This window comes from Streptomyces sp. NPDC001750 (assembly GCF_042892615.1).
Taxonomy (GTDB): Bacteria; Actinomycetota; Actinomycetes; order Streptomycetales; family Streptomycetaceae; genus Streptomyces.
In genome coordinates, this window is sequence record NZ_JBIAUE010000058.1 from 1 (window position 1) to 16,739 (window position 16,739).

The 16,739-nt window shown below is 69.5% G+C and carries 15 protein-coding genes and 7 pseudogenes; 12 read left to right on the top strand and 10 right to left on the bottom strand.

Going from position 1 to position 16,739, the window contains the following annotated elements:
- Positions 1–93: 93 nt before the first annotated feature.
- Positions 94–444: pseudogene (locus tag ACFYY6_RS37225) on the top strand (transposase); the annotation flags it as partial.
- Between the two features lie 9 nt (positions 445–453).
- Here the strand turns inward: ACFYY6_RS37225 and ACFYY6_RS37230 are convergent.
- A pseudogene (locus ACFYY6_RS37230) lies at positions 454–831 on the bottom strand (tyrosine-type recombinase/integrase); the annotation flags it as partial.
- Positions 746–1,294, bottom strand: coding sequence for a hypothetical protein (locus ACFYY6_RS37235; protein ID WP_389197614.1), 549 nt, complete (start codon positions 1,292–1,294; stop codon positions 746–748). The gene ACFYY6_RS37235 and the pseudogene ACFYY6_RS37230, both read right to left, overlap by 86 nt.
- Positions 1,295–1,598: 304 nt before the next feature.
- On the opposite strand from ACFYY6_RS37235, the gene ACFYY6_RS37240 reads away from it, so the two are divergent.
- Positions 1,599–2,783: a thiolase family protein gene (locus ACFYY6_RS37240; RefSeq protein WP_351524013.1), complete on the top strand. Its 1,185-nt coding sequence runs from the start codon at positions 1,599–1,601 to the stop codon at positions 2,781–2,783.
- A 34-nt stretch (positions 2,784–2,817) separates the two neighbouring features.
- Here the strand turns inward: ACFYY6_RS37240 and ACFYY6_RS37245 are convergent, their stop codons facing one another.
- From ACFYY6_RS37245 to ACFYY6_RS37255, 3 genes and pseudogenes are all read right to left on the bottom strand, one after another.
- The gene (locus tag ACFYY6_RS37245; protein ID WP_389197616.1) at positions 2,818–4,062 is read right to left on the bottom strand and encodes a hypothetical protein; all 1,245 of its coding nucleotides are present in this window, start codon (positions 4,060–4,062) and stop codon (positions 2,818–2,820) included.
- 644 nt (positions 4,063–4,706) lie between these two features.
- On the bottom strand, positions 4,707–5,792 hold the full coding sequence (locus ACFYY6_RS37250; protein WP_242434277.1) for an alpha/beta fold hydrolase: 1,086 nt from the start codon (positions 5,790–5,792) through the stop codon (positions 4,707–4,709).
- A pseudogene (locus ACFYY6_RS37255) lies at positions 5,789–6,030 on the bottom strand (steroid 3-ketoacyl-CoA thiolase); the annotation flags it as partial. The pseudogene ACFYY6_RS37255 and the gene ACFYY6_RS37250, both read right to left, overlap by 4 nt.
- A gap of 243 nt (positions 6,031–6,273) precedes the next feature.
- Between ACFYY6_RS37255 and ACFYY6_RS37260 the strand changes: the two are divergent.
- Positions 6,274–6,636 (top strand): annotated as a pseudogene (locus ACFYY6_RS37260) (winged helix-turn-helix transcriptional regulator); the annotation flags it as partial.
- Between the two features lie 534 nt (positions 6,637–7,170).
- On the opposite strand, the gene ACFYY6_RS37265 reads toward ACFYY6_RS37260, so the two are convergent.
- From ACFYY6_RS37265 to ACFYY6_RS37275, 3 genes and pseudogenes are all read right to left on the bottom strand, one after another.
- Positions 7,171–8,256 (bottom strand): nitronate monooxygenase, encoded by a 1,086-nt coding sequence (locus ACFYY6_RS37265; protein ID WP_351524017.1) that lies wholly within the window; start codon positions 8,254–8,256, stop codon positions 7,171–7,173.
- A gap of 126 nt (positions 8,257–8,382) precedes the next feature.
- Positions 8,383–9,276 (bottom strand): annotated as a pseudogene (locus ACFYY6_RS37270) (IS982 family transposase).
- Positions 9,277–9,377: 101 nt separating this feature from the next.
- Positions 9,378–9,893 (bottom strand): annotated as a pseudogene (locus ACFYY6_RS37275) (transposase); the annotation flags it as partial.
- A gap of 521 nt (positions 9,894–10,414) precedes the next feature.
- On the opposite strand from ACFYY6_RS37275, the gene ACFYY6_RS37280 reads away from it, so the two are divergent.
- The 5 genes from ACFYY6_RS37280 to ACFYY6_RS37300 all read left to right on the top strand — a co-directional run bounded on the left by ACFYY6_RS37280 (position 10,415) and on the right by ACFYY6_RS37300 (position 13,571).
- Complete coding sequence (locus tag ACFYY6_RS37280) at positions 10,415–10,798, top strand: DUF6415 family natural product biosynthesis protein (protein ID WP_351635828.1); 384 nt, start codon at positions 10,415–10,417, stop codon at positions 10,796–10,798.
- A gap of 114 nt (positions 10,799–10,912) precedes the next feature.
- Positions 10,913–11,188 (top strand): hypothetical protein, encoded by a 276-nt coding sequence (locus ACFYY6_RS37285; RefSeq protein WP_351524019.1) that lies wholly within the window; start codon positions 10,913–10,915, stop codon positions 11,186–11,188.
- 519 nt (positions 11,189–11,707) lie between these two features.
- Complete coding sequence (locus ACFYY6_RS37290) at positions 11,708–12,175, top strand: GNAT family N-acetyltransferase (protein WP_388653041.1); 468 nt, start codon at positions 11,708–11,710, stop codon at positions 12,173–12,175.
- Between the two features lie 22 nt (positions 12,176–12,197).
- Positions 12,198–12,707 carry a hypothetical protein gene (locus tag ACFYY6_RS37295; protein ID WP_389197618.1) on the top strand — a complete coding sequence of 170 codons (510 nt, stop codon included), beginning with the start codon at positions 12,198–12,200 and terminating at the stop codon, positions 12,705–12,707.
- Between the two features lie 63 nt (positions 12,708–12,770).
- Positions 12,771–13,571 (top strand): DUF6042 family protein, encoded by an 801-nt coding sequence (locus tag ACFYY6_RS37300; RefSeq protein ID WP_351524025.1) that lies wholly within the window; start codon positions 12,771–12,773, stop codon positions 13,569–13,571.
- Between the two features lie 278 nt (positions 13,572–13,849).
- Here ACFYY6_RS37300 and ACFYY6_RS37305 read toward each other — a convergent pair whose 3' ends face one another.
- Positions 13,850–14,068 carry a hypothetical protein gene (locus ACFYY6_RS37305; protein ID WP_389197620.1) on the bottom strand — a complete coding sequence of 73 codons (219 nt, stop codon included), beginning with the start codon at positions 14,066–14,068 and terminating at the stop codon, positions 13,850–13,852.
- A 331-nt stretch (positions 14,069–14,399) separates the two neighbouring features.
- Between ACFYY6_RS37305 and ACFYY6_RS37310 the strand changes: the two genes are divergently transcribed.
- The 4 genes and pseudogenes from ACFYY6_RS37310 to ACFYY6_RS37325 form a co-directional block, all read left to right on the top strand.
- Positions 14,400–14,726, top strand: a complete 327-nt coding sequence (locus ACFYY6_RS37310; protein WP_351524029.1) for a hypothetical protein — start codon at positions 14,400–14,402, stop codon at positions 14,724–14,726.
- A gap of 153 nt (positions 14,727–14,879) precedes the next feature.
- Positions 14,880–15,080 (top strand): hypothetical protein, encoded by a 201-nt coding sequence (locus tag ACFYY6_RS37315; RefSeq protein ID WP_389197622.1) that lies wholly within the window; start codon positions 14,880–14,882, stop codon positions 15,078–15,080.
- Between the two features lie 306 nt (positions 15,081–15,386).
- Positions 15,387–15,938, top strand: a complete 552-nt coding sequence (locus ACFYY6_RS37320) for a transposase (protein WP_388653080.1) — start codon at positions 15,387–15,389, stop codon at positions 15,936–15,938.
- Between the two features lie 3 nt (positions 15,939–15,941).
- A pseudogene (locus ACFYY6_RS37325) lies at positions 15,942–16,124 on the top strand (GNAT family N-acetyltransferase); the annotation flags it as partial.
- A gap of 381 nt (positions 16,125–16,505) precedes the next feature.
- On the opposite strand, the gene ACFYY6_RS37330 reads toward ACFYY6_RS37325, so the two are convergent.
- On the bottom strand, positions 16,506–16,640 hold the full coding sequence (locus ACFYY6_RS37330) for a hypothetical protein (RefSeq protein WP_351524031.1): 135 nt from the start codon (positions 16,638–16,640) through the stop codon (positions 16,506–16,508).
- Positions 16,641–16,739 lie beyond the last annotated feature (99 nt).

Below are 16,739 nucleotides of genomic sequence, written 5' to 3' on the forward strand. Positions count from 1 at the left end.
GCGTCAACGTTCTGTGGGCCCTGATCCGTGACCGACGGTGCTACCGGATCACACCCCCTGTCACCGAACCGGCTTGACAACAGCATTGGGAAGCATCTGGACGAGGTGTTCATCAAGATCAACGGCGAACGGAAGTACCTGTGGAGGGCCGTCGACCAGGACGGCAACGTGCTCGACATCCTCGTCCAGGGGAAGCGGGACAAGGCTGCGGCCAGGCGCTTCTTCCGCAGGCTGATGAAGAAGACCGGTGCGGTACCGCGGGTGGTCGTCACGGACAAGCTTCGCTCCTACGGTGCCGCTCACCGCGAAATCATGTCCTCCGTCGAGCACCGCTCCCACAAGGGCCTGAACAACCGGGCCGCCGAGAACAATCATCAGCCGATGAGGCAGCGTGAACGCGCGACGCAGGACATGCGGCGTCAGCTTCTCGCCCCACCCCGGCAGATGCGCCTTCGCCGCATCCTTGAGCCCGCCGCGCAGGGCATCGTCGCCCACCCGGCGCGAGGAGCCGTCGGCATTCTTGCGCTCGGAGAGAAACAGCGGGGCGCCCGGGCGGGTGTGGTCGTCGTCGAACTGTCCCCACACGTCCTCGATGAACCACCGCAGCGTGCGGTCTGCGCCATTGAGCAGCGGGACCATCCGCTCACGCGGCCCGGAGCCGCGGGCGCCCTTGCCATGACGGACGTGGAGCTTGCCGAAGCGTCCCAGATCCCACTTGATGTCCGCCAGGTCGAGCTTGCACGCCTCACTGACCCGCAGGCCGACCTGGGACGTCAGCTTGGAGGCGGTGTAGTTCCTGGCGGTAGGGGCGAACTTGCGGCAGGTGGCCAGCTCGCCGCCCCAGCCTGAACAGCGTCCCGACCTCCGGCTCGGTCGGCGGGACCCGAAGCTGGGCGTCCTTCGCCCCACGCGGCCGGTTCATCTCGCCGATCGGGCACTCGATGACCCGGCCGGTCATCCGGTGGAGTTCGACCTTGTGCCGCAGCTCCAGGAACAGGAAGTACGTCGTCAGCCCCTGCGACCGGGCCAGCCGAGTACCACTGGGTGAGTTCCGCAACACCTTGCCGAAGTACGCGTCGGCGTCCGCCGGCTCCATGTCCCACAGCGGCCGGCCGAACCAGGTCCTGATCTGCTCCAGGTGCCCGACGTCCCCGCGGATCGTGCCATCCGCCAGCCCCGCCGAGGCCCGCGCGAGAACAAACCCGGACAGCACGTCGGTCTCGAACCGCTCCAGCTCCTCCGCCGACGCGGGCGCCCAGTGCTCGCGCAGATCCCGTACGACCGCCAGCGCCAACCCGATCCTTCTCGCCTTCAGCCCGACCGCACATCGGTCGGACGAGATGAGGACGCTTCAAGAATCCCGAAGTTACGTCACAGAGCCGCACAGCACCCGAAGGAGGAAGAACACCCTGGCCACGGGGACAGGAACTCAGCGGGGCTCAGAGGAACCTGCGGGATGTCGCACAGCTTGGAGGCGCTCGGAGTGGATGGGGTCATGAGATGTAGGTAGGATTTTCCTACTGACGAGCCTATAGTGGGTCCAGTTTTCCTACTCGCCAGTAGTTGGACTGGTGGGTCAGAAGGCCAGGGAGGCCAATGTGAGGGATGCAGTGATCGTCGAGGCCGTGCGTACCCCGATCGGGAAGGGCAAGCCAGGCGGCGCGCTGTCGTCCGTGCACCCCGTCGAGTTGCTCGCCCACACCCTGCGCACGCTGGTCGAACGCAGCGGGGTCGACCCGGCGCTGGTGGACGACGTGGTCGGCGGCACCGTTGACCAGGTCGGCGAGCAGGCGATGAACACCACCCGCTATGCCTGGCTCTCCGCCGGTTTCCCGGAAACCGTCCCCGCCACGACCGTGGACCGGCAGTGCGGTTCCTCTCAGCAGGCCGTGCACTTCGCCGCGCAGGGCGTCATCGCCGGCGCCTACGACCTCGTCATCGCCTGCGGCGTCGAGTCGATGAGCAGGGTCCCGATGTGGTCGAACGTGCCGCCGGGCGCCGACCCGTTCGGTCCGGGCATCGCCGCCCGCTACCCGGAGGGCCTGGTGCCGCAGGGCGTCAGCGCCGAACTGATCGCCGCGCGCTGGAAGCTGGACCGCGAGACCATGGACGCCTTCTCCGCCGACTCGCACGCCAAAGCCGCGCGCGCCTGGGAAGCCGGCCTCTTCGACGCCGAGACCGCCCCGCTCACCACGCCTGAGGGACGGCTCGTCACCCGGGATGAGAGCGTGCGCCCGACCACCACACCCGAGGTCCTGGCCGGCCTGCGGCCCGCGTTCGAGGACGAGGCCTTCGCCGCCCGCTTCCCGCAGATCGACTGGTCCGTCACGGCCGGCAACAGCAGCCCGACCAACGACGGAGCCGCGGCCGTGCTCATCACCAGCAGCGAGACCGCCGCGCGGCTCGGCCTGCGACCCCTCGCCCGACTGCACAGCTTCGCCGTCACCGGCTCCGACCCCCTGCTGATGCTGACCGGCGTCATCCCGGCCACAGAGAAGGCACTGCGACGGGCGGGGCTTGGCCTGAACGACATCGACCTCTTCGAGGTCAACGAGGCCTTCGCCAGCGTCCCGCTCGCTTGGCTCGCGGAAACCGGCGCGGACCCGGCCCGCCTCAACATCCACGGCGGCGCAATCGCCCTCGGCCACCCGCTCGGCGCGAGCGGAGCGCGCCTGATGACCACGCTCGTGCACGCCATGCGGGGGCGAGGCGCGCGCTACGCCCTGCAGACGATGTGCGAGGCCGGCGGGCTCGCCAACGCGACGGTACTGGAGCGGATCTGAGCTGGGTGCAGTTCTTTCGTAGTGACCTGCTCGGTCAAGCGGTGAGGGCGTATACGTCCTGGTGGCGGGCCTGCCGAGTGCGGAGATGTTCTTGTTCGATGTGGTGCAGCCAGTATTCCTCGAAGTCTCCGTTGATGATCACGGCGCGGAGCAGGAGGAGGGCTTCGGCACCCTCGACGCTCCACCTGGATCCGGTGATGTTGAAGCGGTCCGCGATCAAGTGGCGGCACGCGCTCTCCACCACCCCGGTTGCGATTGGCCAGCCCTGCTCCAGGGCCTGCGCGTAGCCCAGGTAGGGCTCCTTGTTCGCGAGGTAGCGCACCCACTCCTCGACGCCCCCGCACCGCTCGGTCGTCAGCCCCAGGTCATCGGCCTGCCGCGCGATGCGGGTGGTCGCCTCGGCACAACGGCCGTGCAGGAGGGCCAGCGCATGCTCGGCGCGGCCCCAGTCCTCGGCGGCCGGATTGTCCTTGGCGTGGAAGCACCAGGACGCCTTCCAGAGATACTCGATCACGTAGATCAGATCCACGATCAGATGGATCGTCACCTTCCGGCGAGCGGCCTCGGCCTCGACCGGTTCGATCTGGTGGCGGTCGCCGTCCACCAGCACCATCCGGCACCGCCGGTGGGCGGGGTCGCGGGCATCGGCCTGGCCGAACGCGGCGGCGATCACCGCGGCGGCGTCACGGTCGACCGAAGCGGTCAGCCATTTGGCCCGGGCACGCGATCCCTTGCGCAGCGCACGGCCGCCGGTCCGGCCACCGGGCACGGCGATCACGTCGTGCGGGCGCCGGGGTGCCGGGGCGGCCTCGTAGACGCAGGCCAGCGTGGCCATTCGCTTGCGGCGGCTCTCCTCCCCGGATGCGAGGCGAGTGCGGAAGACGCCTCGTCCGCGCTTCTCGCCCGCCGCCGCTTTCGCGGTGTCCGGCCGCAGCGCGTCCGGTCTCATCACGATGCCATTGGCATCGGCGGAGAGCACCAGCAGCACCTCGGGCTTGACCAGGTGCTCGGCGAGTTTGGTCAGGCGCCGGGCGGAGAACGTGGCGACACCCCAGTCGGCGGGGGACGTCCGGGCGATCAGACAGATGCGCTCACGCACCTCACTGACCGTCTTCGGGCGTCCCCCGCTCCATTTTGGGTCCAGCGCGCCGAACCCCCGCTCGTAGAAGGCGTGGATGACATCGCGCACGTAGTCCTGGCCGACCCGCAGCAGTGAGGTGATGCTCTTCATCGGCTGGCCCTGGGCGGACATCAGCACCACGATCGCCCGCCGCAGCATCACGGGGCCCTTCGAGGTCCGGCCGATCCGCCGCAGTTCGCCGGCCTTTTTCCATGCTCACCGGCCGAACGAACACTCCCGGACGATGCCCCACGACCATCAGATCCAGGAGACAGCCCGACGGAACTACCAACAACCGATCAATTCCCCGGGTCGACCCGTCGAGCCGAGCCACTGGACTGAGGTCAGTCCAGGCCGATCCCACGAAATGAGCCCCTGGCCCCGACGTCCGCTGAATCGCTGACGAAGCCGCCCGTGGGCCGGCAGGGGCGATAGCGGAGCCACTCCGTGAGTGCCCGAGGACACTGACTACGGCAGGCGGGTGTGCTCGACTCGGCTGGCGGCGATGCGCTGGGCGGCGAGCCCACGGGCCCGCTCGGTGTCGTGCTTGGTGAGCCGGGTGAGGATCGTCGCGAGCGGCCTGATCTCTCCGTACCCACCCCAGTGGCCCTCGGGGATCTCGGTGGGGAACTCTGCAGGAAGTCTCCCCCGAACAGCTCCGGATACTGGAACAGGAGAGCGTTCCGACGTCGGGTGGGGGGTGAGCTGGGGATGTGGTTCCGGTCGGGTCCGGGAGTCATGTGGCAGGGCGCCGGTTGACGGCGGCGTGGCCCGGCCCCGCCGCTGTGATCGCCGACCTGGTGTCAGCTCCTGGGCGGGTGGGTCGGCTGGGGCCACAGGCTTGGGGTCTTTGTGGCAAGCCAGCGGGCGAGTGCGGCGTTGACGGCGGTGGGCTGTTCGAGCTGGGCCCAGTGGCCCGCCTCGATGGATTCCTCAGTGAGGTCGGTGCAGTAGCGCCGCATGGGCTCCGCGAGCCGGGACAGGGACGTGTCGGCGACCTGGTCGTAGAACGCTTCGAGGTACAGGACCGGCATGTCCAGCCGTCCGCCGTTCAGCGAGGTGTCGCTGTAGGTGCGGTTGGCTTCGTCGTTGAGGTAGTAGGCGATCGAGGCCGCGAATCCCGTTCGGGTCAGCGAGGACGTCAGGTCCGCGAGCAGCTCCTCGTCCAGGACTCGGGTGTCGGGCGGGAGGTCCGGGACCGCGTCCGCGCCTGCGAACCACCCCCCGTTGCGGGTGATCTCCGAAGTCGGTCCCGGCTTGCCGTGAGCGGCCGGGACGCCCCCACGAAAGAAGGCCCTCACGGTGTTGGCCGGCCGTGCGTCGAGGACCTGCGCGGCTCGCTCCGCCTCGGACGCGTAGTAGTGCATGTAGTCGAACTGGGCGTACGGGTGGGTGTCCGGCGGATAGATCGAGCGGTTGACGTGTTCGAGAAGAGCCGGCACCCCTCGTTCGAGCGTGCGGTAGGGGATGCAGATGCTGGCCACGGCCGCGCAGCGCTCGGGATGGTGACCGGCGAGGCCCCAGACGGTTGCGCTGCCCCAGTCGTGTCCGATCCAGACGGCCTGTTCGCGGTCGAGCCGGTCGAGCAGGGCGACCATGTCGTCCACGAGGTGCTCCTGGGCGTACGCGTCTCGCTGCTGGTGCACGGTCGAGCTTCCGTAGCCGCGCATGTCGGGTGCGATTACGCGGAACCCGAGCGCGGCGAAGGCGGTCAGTTGGTGCTTCCAGGTGCGGCCGTTGGCCGGCCAGCCGTGGACGAAAACGAGCATGGGACCGTCCTCCGGGCCGGCTGCGTGGTAGGTGATCGAGTCACCGTTGCCGGCGGCTGTGCCCGAGGTCAGGGGGACGCTGGCACGTGTGAAGGTGGTCAGGGTGCTGGGGTGGTTCACTTGAGTATCTCCAGGATGGTGGCGTTGGCGAGGCCGTCGGCCTCGCACATCGCCTGCAGGGCACAGCGGGCGCCGCGCTGGTGCAGGGCATGGACGAAGGTGGTCATCAGTCCGGTGCCACTGGCGCCGAGGGGGCGGCCGACGGCGATGACGCCGCCGTTGACGTCGACCTTCGCCGGATCGGCAAACCGGTCTCCTGCGGCCGGGTGAGGACCACGCTCGCGAAGGCCTCGTCGAGGGGAGTGTTCGGCCAGGTGTGCTCAGGGGCTCTGGCCAGGAAAGTACGACGGCCGCGGCGCTGAGCAGCAACGCCATGCCGGTGACGAGCAGGGCTGTGCAGGCCGAAGGTGAAGCCGTTCGCGGCGGCGATGCTCTCGGCCTCGCCCGGCCGCTGTGCGGCTTGGACACTGAGTATCAGCCCGGCCATGCCCACCACCTCCATTAGCGAGTTGGAAAGCCAGACTCACTATAGGCGGGTGGGTTGGAAAAGCCAACCCGGGATCCTTGCAGTGAGCCACATGACCACAGCCGCAACCCCCGCCCGTGCTCGATCGCCGACGCGCTCGCGGTGGTCGGGGAGAAGTACTCGCTTCTGGTCCTGCGCGAGGTCTTCTTCGGTGTGCACCGCTTCGACGGCATCGCCCGCAACGTCAGGGCGCCACGTGACATCCTCACCACCTGGCTGCGCCGCCTGGTGGACGCCGGAGTCCTGGAGGTCCAGTACAACGACCGCCCGCCCCGGTACGAGTACCGCCCGACCCCGGCCGGCGAGGAACTCCGCCCCGTGCTGCTGATGCTGCTGCGCTGGGGCGACCGCCACCTCAACGACGTGCCACGGCCGGTCACCGGATCCCGTACCGCCACCGCCCCGCTGTAATGGCCCGTGACAGCCAGGGTGCGACCGTCCACGACCAACGTCGCTATCGCCGTCGTCTGACCCAGGCAACCGTTCGGGGGCGGCCGGCACCGCGGGTCGAGCCGGGAGCCGCTGGACCACTCGACGCTCCACCGCCCGGCGGGCTCGCCCTCCACCACTACCGCGGCGATCCGCGCGGACAACTCCCGCTCCCCGTAACGGGTTGCGTCCAGCGCCAGCAACTGCCGCCGCACGCCCGCACCGGCCGCACGATGCAGCTCCGCCGACACCCGGTACACCGCGGCCCCCACCCGTGCCGCCGGACTCGACGCCACATCGAGCAGCGCGATGACCCGCTCCGGGTCCGCGGTCACCAGGAACTCCGGGTCCGCCAACCACTCGTCGACTGCGGTGGTTTCCGTGGCGGTCGGCGTGGTGGCCGACGTCGAAGACATCACGGGGTCCGTCCTGCGTGATGAGAGAGGGTGGCCGCGCGGGGGCCGCACGGGAGGGAACGTGCCGTTACACGCGGGGCCGGATTTCCTCGACGAGGGTGGCGAGGTATTCCTGGGCCGTGCGCGGTCGGGTGAGCGGTGCGGCCTGCCCGGCCCAGAGGTTGAGGTAGTCGGGGAGCCCCCGTTCAACGGCCGCGCGGCGGATGGGCTCGGTGAGTGCGCCCTGGACCGGATACGGCGGAAGGTCGCCCTCGTGCCGGGCCATGTCCCGCACGAACCGGTTGGCGATGGTCCGGGCCTGGCGGCCGGAGACGGCGCTGGTCAGCACGGTGACGCGGGCTTGCGGGCTGTGCAGGGCCCGCTTGTGGGCGGGGCTCGCGCCGGACTCGTCGGTGGCGAGGAATCCGGTGCCGATCTGGACGGCGTCGGCGCCGAGTGCCAGTGCGGCAGTGATCCCGCGGCCGTCGGCGATCCCGCCGGCGGCGACGACCGGTACCGAAACGGCGTCGACGACCTGCGGGACGAGGGAGAACGTCCCGACCAGGGACTCCTCCATCGGCCGCAGGAACGCCCCTCGGTGGCCCCCGGCATCCGCCCCGGAGGCCACGACGGCATCGACCCCCGCCTCGTCGAGCGCGACCGCCTCGTCGACGGTCGTCGCCGTCCCGAGGGTGACGATGCCGCGCCGCCGAGCCTCGGCCAGGACGTTCCCGGGCGGGATGCCCATGACGAAGCTGAAGACCGGCGGCCGGGCCTCCAGCAGCGCGTCCACCTGCTGCTCGAAGTCCTGGCCGAACGACGCGGGGAACTGCGGGTCGGGCAGGCCGAGCCGGTCGAGGTACGGACGGAGCCGCCCGAGGTGGGTGGCGAACTCGGACTCGGTCATGGTCAGTTCGCGTTCGCCGGGCTGCGGTATCCAGAGGTTCACCGCGAACGGGCGCGCGGTGCGGGCCTTGATCTCCGCCACGGTGGCCGCGATGCCCGAAGGGGCGAGGACGTGGGCGCCGTAGGAGCCCAGGCCGCCGCCGTTGGACACGGCGGCGGCCAGGCGGACGGTGGAGTAGCCGCCACCGAAAGGCCCTTGCACGATCGGGTGGTCGATACCGAGGAGCTCGGTGATGTGGGTGCGGGTCGACACTCGGCCGACGGACATGTCCACTCCTTCGTTCGGGCCCCTCGCGACGGCAGGCACGCCACCTGGGGGCCGGGGAGCCAACCGACCGGAGCATCGGGTTGGAAAATTGAACTTACCAGAGAGCGGGAGGCCATCTGCCCTTGATCAGTGGTCGTAGGCGATCAGGGATCGCATGACCGGCTGTCCGGTCTTGTGGTTGTGCCAGATCGCCGCGGCCAGCGCGAGGACGCGCTGAGCGACGCGGACGGCGACGCCCTCGAAGGTCCGGCCGCCGTGCTGTTCCAGGTCGAGCTGGCCCTTGAGGGTGTCGTTCACCGACTCGATCAACTGCCGCACCGACTTCAGCAGGGCCTCGCCCTTGCGGCGTTTCTCCCGCTTGAACGACGGCCGCAGCAGCTCCGCCCCGCGCAAGGCCGGATCGGCCTCGAACTCCTTGGAGGCGAAGCCCTTGTCCGCGATCAGCAGCAGGCCGGGCCGGTCGGTGACCGCATCGGGCTCGCGGTCCAGCATCGCCGTGAGCACCTCGCGCTCGTCCAGCTTCGGGTTCGCCAGGGCCCACAAGATCGGCATGCCCGTCGGTGTGCACACCAGGTATAGCCGCAGTCCCCAAAAGAACCGGGAGTGGCTGGCGCAGTATCCGTATCCGGCCCAGCCTGCCAGGTCCGACCGCTTCACCGTCGGCCGCGAGCGGCCGCACTCGACAGGGGTGGAGTCGGTGATCCAGTGGTTGTCGAACCAGAAGTCGGTGTCCGTCGCGAGGAGCCGTATCACCCGCTTGACCAGCGGCAGCGCGGCCCGCAACCGCTTGTTCCAGCCGGGCTGCTTCGGCACGTACGGGAACATCGCGCCCAGCCGGGAGCGGACGAACCGCAGCCACCTGGACTCCGAGGCGAAACCGAGCATCGCCTGGGCCACGGCGAGGCAGACAAGCTCGGAGTCCGTCAACCGGGGCGGGCGGCCAAGTCATCGGGTGTCTCCGATCTCGTCGTCGATCTTCACGTAGAGTGCGGTGAGCAGGGCGTCCAGGTCATTCGTCACAGATCGATCTTGGACGCCCTGTCCGCGTTCCCAAACGCACCGTCAGCATTCGGAATGACTCGTCTAGTGCTGTGACCGCATAGGTTCGCCGGGTTGCTGAATCAGGCGGCGAGGAGGGGTCTTCCGCCCCAGCGGATGCCCTTCTCGCTGCGGATGCGGGTGCGTTCCCTGCGTTGGGCGGCCAGGACGTCGGGTTGGCGTGCGTTGGTGTTGCGCCAGCGCAGATAGGCGTGCAGCGCGCGGGTCTGGACCGTGTGGTTCGGATGGTTGGAGTTCGCCAGGGTGAACTGCCGCAGCGGTCCTAAGTGCGCCTCGATCGAGTTCGCCCAGGAGGCGTTGGTCGGGGTGAAGCACAGGTGGACGTTGTGATCCTTCGCCCAGCGCAGGATTTTCCTGCCGTTGTGGGCGGAGAGGTTGTCCAGGATCACGTAGACCGGGGCGCCGTCCGGGCGCGCGGCGCGGATCGAACGGAGCGCCGCGAGGGTGTTCAGGGTGCCTTTGCGGCGGTGGTTGACGCCCCAGAGCCTGTCGTCGCCGACCGAGTAGCAGCCGTGGAGGTAGGTGAAGCCGTGGGTGTGGTGGTAGGTCGCCGGGAGCCGGTCGGGCCGTCCCTGTTGGATCAGTCCGGGGCGTCCAGGTGTCGGCGGGCGGAGGTGAGGATCTCCTGGGAGAGGTCCGGGTCGTCGCTCGCGCGGGCGAGGAGGATGGCGCCGACGAGGCTGGACAGTTCGGCGAGGGCGGTGCCGCGGTCGTACGCGTCGCCACCGAGTTGCTGGAAGCCGTCGCCGGAGTTCCAGCAGCGCCCCGGCCCGCATGTTCGCCAGCGGGTGCCGCCCCGACTCCCAGCCCTGCAGCGTCTCCACGTCCACGCCCAGGGCCTCCGCCAGGGCGGCCTGCGTGCACGGGATCGACTCGCGGACCAGGCGCAGCACGAACCCGCTCACCACGCCTGCTGATGTTCGCCTGGGCCTGCCCAACACCGGCCTGCTCCCCGGTCGCCCTGCGCACCGAAACCCGTACTCACGGTCAGTCCTACCGCATCCCGCCCGCCCTACCGTCGGGATGCGGTCGATGCCCGACGAACGAGACCGTGCCGTCCGCGACCACCGACCCGGCGAGACCTCGATGAGCAGCACACCTGGTCCTCCACGACCCCGAGGGGCGCCTCGACGCCGAACTCCCCCTCGACCGGGAGCTCCACAAGGCTCTGGTCAAAGCCGTGCTCGGGTGGACCGGCAACCCGGGACTGCCGCCTGCTGACCTCCAGCAGATCGCCCTGCTGCTCACCGGCGCCGCTCGCGCCGTCGCCGCCGACGTCCGTCGCGCCGCGGACCTGCTGCCTGAAGACCACGCAGCCCGCGCCCTCGCCGACGTCGTCCTCGAGGAAGCCGACCGGCGCCTGTCCGTTCCGGCGGAGGGCACCGCGCGCTGCGCCCAGAGCCACGCCCGGCTCGTACGCGCTCTGTACGAACGCCTGGACCGCCTCGCGAGCGTCGCACCCCAGGCCGTCACGGCCCCCTGAGACCCCCGCGCACCCGGCCGGGACTGGACCCCTCCGAGTGCGCAGCGCACCGGCACCACCGCCTGGCCCAACCCGGTCCGGCGAGCACCACTCGACACCGAGAGGGGCACCACCGTGAGTACCGCAACAACCGAGCTGCGCCGGTTCCTGACCATCACCGGCCAGCGCTTCAAGACCGGCCAGTCCGCACCCGAGATGTTCTCCCCGGCCGTCGACGCGGCGTGGCACGAACTGCTCGGCACCCCGGCCTACGAGGCCCTGTGCCTGGAGACCGCCGGCCAGCCGATCCGTCACGTCGCCAACAACGGCCACGGCCCGATCGCCTGGGTCGCCGCCTACGAAGCGGCGTACGGGCCGCTGCCGGAGATCTGGTTCTCCAGCAGGGCCTGACGACCTGGACGGTCTACCGCGCCGACGGCGACTCCGAAGCCGTCCAGGCGGAACTCTTCCACGCGGGCGCCCAGGCCGCTGAGTGGCTGAGACCCTTGCTGAACCGGCCGCACGGCCTCCTGCGGTGCGAGAACATCGTCCTGTTGAGCGATGTACCCGGTGCCCGGCACCGTGGCCTGATGGCCTGGCCGCACTGGGTGCTGAAGAACCTCTCCGGCCCGGTCGGGGTGATGTTCGGCAAGTTCTACGCGGGAGAAGAGGAAGTCACCGCGGCTGGCCACCGGATCCCGGCCGCCCCCGCCTCGCTCCTCCCCGTGAGGGCCGCCGTCCGTCGCCGCGACCCACGCTTCCTGAGCGCGACCCCCCGACCTGGCCGCCGCGCTCGCCGCGGCCGACGACGACGGCCGCGACGTGTTCGCGCACATCCCCACCGAGTGGACGGAGATCCGCACATGGGCACAACACCTGCCTGGCACCCGACCCCGCAGCCCGGCCCACCGCGAAGGAGCTGACCGTCGCATGGTGACCCTGCGCGCCTTGGCCCTCGATGACGCCCCCGCCCTCACCCGCATCTACAGCGGTGCCTCCATCCGGCACACCACCGGCAAGCCCCTCACCCTCGAACAGACCCACCACAAGATCCGCACGGCCCTCGCCCGAGCCGCCGAAACCCCCCGCGCGCAGTGGAGCTGGGGCATCCTCCACGAGGACGACCTGATCGGCCTGATCTCCCTGCGCCGACGCACCCCGACCATGGGCACCATCAGCTACATCCTCCGGGACGACAGCTGGGGCAACGGCTACGCCACCCACGCCGCCCACCAGGTCGTCACCGTCGCCTTCACCACCGTCGGCCTCAACCGGCTGGAGGCCATGCACCACCCCGACAACCCCGCCTCCGGCCGCGTCCTGGTCAAAGCCGGGTTCACCCGCGTCGGCACGGCCGACAGGCACACCGAGACCGGAACCGTCCCTTACGAGCTGTAGGCGTTGGAGAGCGGGGCCTGACATGAAGCTCAACAACCTCGGCCCGCTGATGGCCCGCCGCCAAGACGGCGGCCTCAGTTTCGAGCGCTTCCGCGCCGACCCGGCACTGGCCGCCCTGCAATGGCCCAACGATGTCCTGAGGGACTTCCTCTTCGACCACGGTGACAACGGCCACTTCGTGGACGACTACGGAGACGTCGATCTGTGCGCCATCACCTGGAAGCTGGAGACGAACCCGGCCGCGGACTTCGTCGGGATGCCGACCGGAGCGTCCGATGCCGGCTGCATCGAGAGCTACGCCGAGAACCCGGTGCACTGGGTCGATGTTCGCCGCCCCGAGGTGGGCCGGCACTGGGAAGAGCACGGGACATGGCTGCGCCCGCCGCTCCTCATCGACCGGCGCCTCCTGGACCCGGCGGACAGCGGACTGCAGGTCCTGGAGGGCCGCACGCGCGTCGGAGTGCTGCGCGGCCGCCTCCGCGAGCAGCTGCGCGTCGCTCCCGCCCACCAGGCGTGGGTGGGACGTCCGTGAGATCCTGCCGTGTCTCGCTGCGTACGCTGCGAGCATCGAGGTGTTTTCGAGGAAGAGCTGCGGATGACTGAGAAGGCGTCTGTGCCCGGGCCGCGCCGGGACATGGCGATGCACAACGACTGGTGGGTGTCGGGCTGGGAGCACGTCCTGCCCCGTCAGGGCTTCCCGCTGACCATGCTGATCGGGACGGCGTGTCAGCCCGGTTTCAGCGGCTCACTGGACGACCTGGTGCACGAGATCTTCGACGGGCACTGGGACATGATCGGCGGCGACCTCGACGGCGCGCTCACCTTCTCCTGGCCGGATGAGGAATGGGATTATGAGGCCGCGCCGGAGGGTCGCGAGGCATGCGAGGCGGCTCGCTGGGAGCAGTTCAGCACCATGCTGACGACAGCCGGCTTCCCGGTGCCCACCACCGTGCGGGATCTGTCCGAGCTGTACCTGACGTGGGGCCTGGCCCGCCGCGAAGAGACGCCGGACGGCACTCGATGGTCCATGCCCGCTGCACTGCCGCTGCCCGGTGACCTGCTGCCCCTGGACCGGGAACTCACCGAGCGCCTCGACGGGATCCGCTGGACGATGCGCACCGGCCCGCTCCTCGACACCCTCATCGGCCACCTGGTCGACGATCTGGGTGAACCGGCAGAGACCCTCACCTCTCTGGACCGGCTGGCGGCAGCCACAGGCCAGGACGTCGACGACGTCCGGCTCGCTCTCGCGGAACTCGTGAAATCCGGCGACGCCCGTGTCCAGCGCGGCGAGGAGCCGGCCGACGCGGAGCGCCTTGAGGCCCACCGCCGCTTCCGCCTGGTCATGGACTGGGAGCACTTCCACGAGAACCGCATCCAGGTGAGCCGCAGGTGACTGAGGCCGCGCACGGCACCGGTCAGCAGCGAGGAGCAGGAAGTGCATCCGCTGCCGGTTCAGCGCCCCGGACTGCTTACCACTGCGGCGGGTGTAGGGGGCGTAGTGGAGGTAGACCTGGGGGATCAGGGCGGGCAGGTCGAACCCGGCCTCTCTGGCGTAGCGAGCGCAGTAGGTGCGCATGAGCAACTGCTCGGGAACCGAGTCCAGCGATCGGGACAGCCGCCGGTACAGGCCGCTGGCAGCGGTCTTCTCGTCGGCGTCGGGCTGGTGCGTTTTCATCCACATGAGACCATCTGCCGCCAGGTGAGCCCGTACGGTGGCAAAGAGTCGGTGAACACCAGACAGTTGTCTGCGTTGCGTACGATCTCGACGTCGTTGTTGACCGCGTCGCGCAGCACGATCTGAGGTTTCGGCCCGTCGGCGGCGAAGATCAGGTTCTTGAAGCTGCCCGACGGCCGCTTGGTGAACCGCCGCTCGTACTCCAGCTCCTGCAACTCCTCGGCGCGTCGGCCGACACCGCCCGGTCGGCGTCGACGAGCAGCGCGGGCAGCACCCGGCGCTGCATCGCGTGCCCCACGTCGATCGGGGCCCCGTCTCGCCGTACCTCGATGGTCCCCAGAGATCCCGAAGCGCGTGGCCATCACACCCCCTGCGACACCCGGTCGTCTCTACGCCCCACACTCTGGGCGCCACCGACCTGTGGGTCCAGGCGGATTCAAGCTTTTCCGAAGGTTCGCCGACGCCGGCCCCGGCACCGTGAGTGGCACGTCCCCGGCCGCGGCCAGAGGGAAGCAGGCATCAACCCGTTCGACCTTGAGGAGAAGCATGGGTACTCGTCGTCGCACCATCCTGACGCCCCTCGCCATGGCAATCGCGGCGGGGGCCCTCGCTGCGACCGGGGCGGCTCCCGCAGCAGCAGCCCCTACGCCGTCGAGCATCACTCGTGCCGCATCGTTCAGCGGCTGCGCCCAGCTGACCGGCAACTGGGAAGGCAAAGCAACGGTCAAGAACGTATGCAGCTATGCGATACACGCCACCGTCTCCGTCGACTGGGCGTGGGACCCCGACTGCCAGAAGATCAGCAGCGGGAGGAGCGCCACCTTCAGGTGGGACTCAACGGATGGCAAGGCGCTGGAGGCCTACGAGTGCTGATGCTCCCCGATCAGCCGCTCTGAAGCCCTTGCACCGCGCCTGAGGCTCCCGGCCGGGCGGTCGTCCGGCCGTGTTGTCGTAAACAGAACGTTGGTTACCGCAGAGCTCCGGGAGTTCCCGGGGCTCTGCTGGGGATCAAGCTGACGAGGGCCGGTGTTGGACGGGCAGCACTCGAACGACGCCGTCACTGTCGGCTGCCTCGCGCAGTTGCTGATTTTCCACCTCCAGGACGTGCACGACCCGCACCAGCTGCTGGACGTCCGTGCGCAGCCGGCCGCGCTCGGCACGCAGGCGGTGATCTTCTGCTGCAGCTCGTCGTTGGTCCGCTTGAGGAACGCTGGGGGTGGATACTGACTTCGGCTCGTCAGGGTGATCTTTGTCGATGGGCCTGGGGTGTGGGCTGTGTCTCATGGTGTGTGAGATATGCGGATGGGGGCGGGCTGACCGCTGCGGGGCGGCAGCGTCGGGAGGCCGTACGGCGGCAGGCGGCCGGGTTGTTCGAGCAGAAGATCAAGCCGCTGGAGGTGGCACAGCGGCTCCGGGGGAGCTGGAAGTCGGCCTACCCAGGCAGCGCGGCGACAGACGGCACCGTGATCCCTTCGGCCCGCGCGAGTCCAGGGCCTCGATCCCGCAAGGGACCGGGCGGCCTGCGGGGGTTACATCTGCTTCGAGGACGAGGCAGGCTTCACCCGCCGACCGCCCCGGGGCCGGACCTGGGGCCGACGCGGACACACCCCGGTCGTGACGGTGAGCGGGCGGCGCTCGGGGCGGCTGTCGGTGGCTGGGCTGATTGCGATGCGGTCCGGCTCACGGACCCGGCTGTGCCATCGGCTGATCGCCCACCCGGCGGGCAAGGGCAAGCGCCGCAGCATGGGCGAGCGCGACTTCATCGCTCTGCCCGACGGCACCCACCAGCTCATCAAGGCACCGATCGTGCTGGTCCGGGACCGGCTCAACACCCATGTCTCCCGCACGATGCGAGAGCTGATCGACGCACGGGAATGGCTGACAGTGTTCCTGCTGCCCGCCTACTCGCCCGACCTGAACCCGGTCGAGGGCGTGTGGGCCCACGTCAAGCGCAGCCTGGCCAACCTCGCTGTCGTCGCCCTGGACCGTCTGGAGGTACTCGTCCGACTCCAGTACCGGCCCGAAACCCTCGACGGCTTCATAGCCGGCACCGGCCTCACTCTTGGCAACCCGACCTCACCCTGACGAGCCGAAGGAAGCCAGGGAGTTGCAGCACTCCTCGCCCAGGAGGCATTGCGGATCGCTCGGGAGGCGGGCGCCCGGACAGTGGATCTCACTTCTCGGCCGGATCGTGCCGCAGCGAACCGGCTTTATGAGCGTCTTGGCTTCCAAGCGCGTGAGTCGATGGTCTATCGCTTCCCGATCGGTTAGTTGGATGCTTCCTGCCGTCCTGCCGTCCTGCCGCCGTAAGGCCGCCGTTTCCGGGGCAGTCGTCCTGGACAGCCATGTGTGGGCGGTAGCCGGCCTGCCTGCATCTGGCTGAGCAGTAGCGGGCATCGCGACGCCGGTCGTTTAACGTCACGTGAGACCAGCGGCAACGTCATCCGAGACCAGCAGCGACTCCAACAAGGTCACCTGAGACAACGAGAACGTCACGCGAGACGGGACAGGTGTATCTGAACCCCACCTCAGAAGGTCAAGGGCCGTCAGGCCGAAATGGGTGCTCTGTTCAGGCATTCGGGGAACGGTCAAGGTGACGGTTCCCCGAACGGAGCCTACTGAGGCTGGCGTGCTGCGCGTGTCCCGCCGCGGTCAGGGGACGTAGACGCTCGTCCCGAACTCGAAGACGCCGCTGTGCCCGGGTGCTACCGCGCCCTCAGCCTCTCCGGTGCAGTTTCCGCCGCGGAAGACGAGCACCGCTTCGTCGGTCTGGTTCTTGATGGTCAAGGGCCAGCGCGGACCAACCTGCGTTGTCAGTGGCCCTCGTCAGTCTCCCCTCATATCGCAGTTCAGGGGGCCTGGTGACCCTTGGTTCGGGCTGCGCTG